This is a genomic window from Deltaproteobacteria bacterium, assembly GCA_009929795.1.
Lineage (GTDB): Bacteria > Desulfobacterota > Desulfovibrionia > Desulfovibrionales > Desulfomicrobiaceae > RZZR01.
In genome coordinates, this window is record RZZR01000222.1 from 1 (window position 1) to 3,278 (window position 3,278).

The 3,278-nt window shown below is 60.6% G+C and carries 1 protein-coding gene and 1 pseudogene; one reads left to right on the plus strand and one right to left on the minus strand.

Annotated elements, in window-relative coordinates:
- The first annotated feature begins 713 nt into the window (after positions 1 to 713).
- On the plus strand, positions 714 to 2,660 hold the full coding sequence (locus EOM25_13430) for a hypothetical protein (GenBank protein ID NCC26176.1): 1,947 nt from the start codon (positions 714 to 716) through the stop codon (positions 2,658 to 2,660).
- A 221-nt stretch (positions 2,661 to 2,881) separates the two neighbouring features.
- On the opposite strand, the pseudogene EOM25_13435 reads toward EOM25_13430, so the two are convergent.
- Positions 2,882 to 2,995 (minus strand): annotated as a pseudogene (locus EOM25_13435) (tRNA threonylcarbamoyladenosine dehydratase).
- Between the last annotated feature and the right edge of the window lie 283 nt (positions 2,996 to 3,278).

Genomic DNA, 3,278 nt, shown 5'->3' on the forward strand with positions numbered 1-3,278 from the left:
TGGCCGAGAGGATCACCCGGTACCTTTCCCGGGTCTTCGGGCCCCAGGCCCGGGCCGTGGTCCGCCTGGACGAGAGCGGCATCCAGACCATCGAACTCGTCAATGGCCGGGGAGAGGGGGCCATGCCCTTCGAGTCCCTGTCCATGGGAGCCAGGGAGCAGGTATCGGCTGCAGTTCGCCTAGCCATGGCCGAATTGTTGGCCCAGGACCACGACGGCAGCCTGCCGGTCATCTTTGACGACGCCTTTGCCTATTCGGACCCGGAGCGGATCGGCAGGCTTCAAGCCATGCTGGACCTTGCTGCCCGGTCAGGGCTTCAGGTCATCGTCCTGTCCTGCAATCCGTCTGACTACGCCGCCCTGGGGGCCTTGACCGTGGATTTGACCCGCTTGGGTCGCCCGGATACGGGCGAGGGAGCCCCGGCCGATTCCGAGAGCGCGGTGGATGCCCAGCTCGATATGGACGGTCTGGGTGCGGAGTTCCGCAAGGTCCTGGCCGAGGCCGGGGGTAAATCCGGGAACCTGGCCCTGCGGCGTACCCTTGGTTGGGACGAGGATGTCTACGAGACCGTTCGCCGGGCCTTGCTGGCCGAGGGGATTGTCGAGACCGGTTCGGGCCGGGGCGGGTCGGTGGTTCTGGCCGATGATCAAACCATCTGATCGACAAGAACCCGAAAATGACAAAGCCCCTGGACACGGTTCAGGAACACGGATATGCGACCGCCATGGGACCCGCGTGGTCTCGGTTTTTACACCCCCTTGAGGGAGGAGTCGATCATGAAGGCGCGCACTGTTCTGTTCCTGGCTACGGCTCTGTTGTTTTTTTTGATTTTTTCACCAGCCCAAGCCGCCACCCTGGATGGCGGCCCGACTCTGACCTCGGATGAACTCCTAAAACTGGAGGCCGATTTTGAGTCTCTGCCCCTGCGGGAGTCGGTTTCTCCGGCCGATCTCGCGGCCAGGCAGGCCAGCTATCCCAAATCCTATAGTCTCCTCTCCTACCTGACATACGATCCGGCGGCCCGGAATCAGGGCGGGTGCGGCAATTGCTGGCTCTGGGCCAGTTCCGGGGTGGCCGAGGTGGCCCTGGCCGTACAGGAGGGAATTCGCGATCGGCTGTCCATCCAGTACCCAAATTCGTGCATGTCCTTCTGCCCTTGCGGCGGGGGGAACATCAACCAGTTTGTCGATTATTTCAGGTTCACGGCGTTTCTGGTCCCCTGGGCCAACAAAAATGCCTTTTGGCAGAATGGTGACGGTCTCTGCGACGGGCCATCCTGCGACAGCATCGGAGCCTGGCCCTTCATTCCCGTTGAGGACATTTCGGGTTCACGCATCAGCATCTTCAACGTCACCCAGGAAGAGGCCATTGCCAACGTCAAGGATGTCTTGTTGCAAAAGAAGGCCATTTATTTCGGTTTTCATCTTCCAGTTTCCAAAATGAACGAGTTCAGGACATTTTGGGGGAATTCTGACGAGGCCACCCCGACCGGGATCATGAACCTCAACAAGCATGTGAGCAAGGATATCGTTGCCGCTGGTCATGCTGTTCTTTGTGTGGGCTGGGACGAGACCGACCCCGATAATCCGGCCTGGATCATGGTCAATTCCTGGGGAGCCAATGGGGGCCGGCCCAATGGGATTTTCCGAATGCGCATGGACACGTCCATGAAGTCCACATTCCAGTTGGCCACCGACACCCCGGGCACCTGGCATCAGGTTCTGGGCTTTGCCACCATGGACATCAATTTCGACAAGGTCGAGGGCGGCGGCAATTACGACTATTACCTGCCCTATTTCAGCGACGGCCAGGACCGCTGGTCCGGCGTGGCCCTGCGGAACATGAGCGGGTCGTCTCAGGCCAGCGTCGAGGTCCAGACTTTCAAGAGCGGCGGCACGATGACCCAGCGGATCTCCAAGACGCTCAGGGCCGACGGCCAGGAGGCCTTTCTGGTCAACACAAGCCAGGGGGTTTTCAGCTACGGATGGGTCAAGGTCCGGTCCAACCAGCCCCTCAAGGGCCTGAGCTTCTACACTGACGACGGGGTCTACATGGCCGACATGGAACTCATCCCCGGGGAGGTGCTTTCCAAAACCCACGTGGTTCCGCATCTCGCCCTGGACGACGAGTGGGACATGATTCTCTGCGTCTGCAACCCCAACCTGGCGGCGGTGGAGGTGAACGCGACCCGGATCAATCCCTATGGTATTGCCAAGGATTCCAAGATGTTCACGATCCCGTCTATGGGAGCCGGACGGTATTCCCTGATTAACTTCATTGCCGGAAAGGGCAGCCTGAAGATTTCGTCCTCGGAGAAGATCACCGGGTTCACCCTGTTCCGGAATCTGAAGACCGGCGGGACCTATATGGCCGGACTTCTGGCCCAGCCGATCGGGCTCAGCATACCGCCGTTTTTACCGGCCAAGCTGGATGTCACGGTGACGGGTGCCGGGGGTATGATCCTCATCGGGGCCACGGTCACCGTGGGCTCGAACACCGGGGTAACGGACGTCCATGGCCGGGCCTTGGTTTCGAACATTCCCGCCGGAAATCATTTCGTTTACGTCAGCTATCAGGGCAAGACCTCCCGGGGCTCTTTGCCCAAGGAAACCTTCGAGGCCGGCAAGACCAAGGTCAGAACCTATTCGATGCCCTGGTAGCTAGCCAGCTCCTTTCAGGGCATACGGGGAGGGTGGGGTTTGTAAGTCGGCGATTCGGCATGACGATACGGCTTTTTCAAAGGGCATATTGGTCTGTATTTCGCGTCCATGTCCACGTCCGGGGATGAGTTGCCGGCCGTCCCTCCAGGACGTACGAGGCATGGGGTGTTTAGAAAAATTGCGCGCAAGGAGCGAATCCAGGTGTTCGCGCATGCGGTCAACAATGGCCGGAAGAAGGATTTTGAAATATCCGCGGCCAGGATCTTGGAGGGGTCCAGCTTGGCCGCCGCGCCCATGCTGACCACAACGGGCAGGCCCGCCTCGCGCGCGGCGATCGTTCGCGCACGCAAGAGCGAGCGCAGGATCTGGCGGCCTTTCGCAGGCGCATAGAGAAAGCCCGGCAGGGCGGGCGGTGCCAGCAGCGCCCCGCCGCGGCTTATCCTCGAACGGCTTATTGTCCGCCTAGCGTCCGCGCCGCCCGCCTAGACTCCCCAGATTGTTGTTGCGATCTGACTTGCACGGCGAGGGCGAAATCGATATGCTGCGTCCCCTCTTCCGTGGGCATGCTCACAATGACAGAAAACCCTTTCCGCCCAACGCGCCTGGTCGATCTCTGCT

Bases quoted from the DNA above. Each gene is read 5' to 3' on its own strand.
- EOM25_13430 (NCC26176.1), top strand. From the start codon at position 714: ATGCGACCGCCATGGGACCCGCGTGGTCTCGGTTTTTACACCCCCTTG.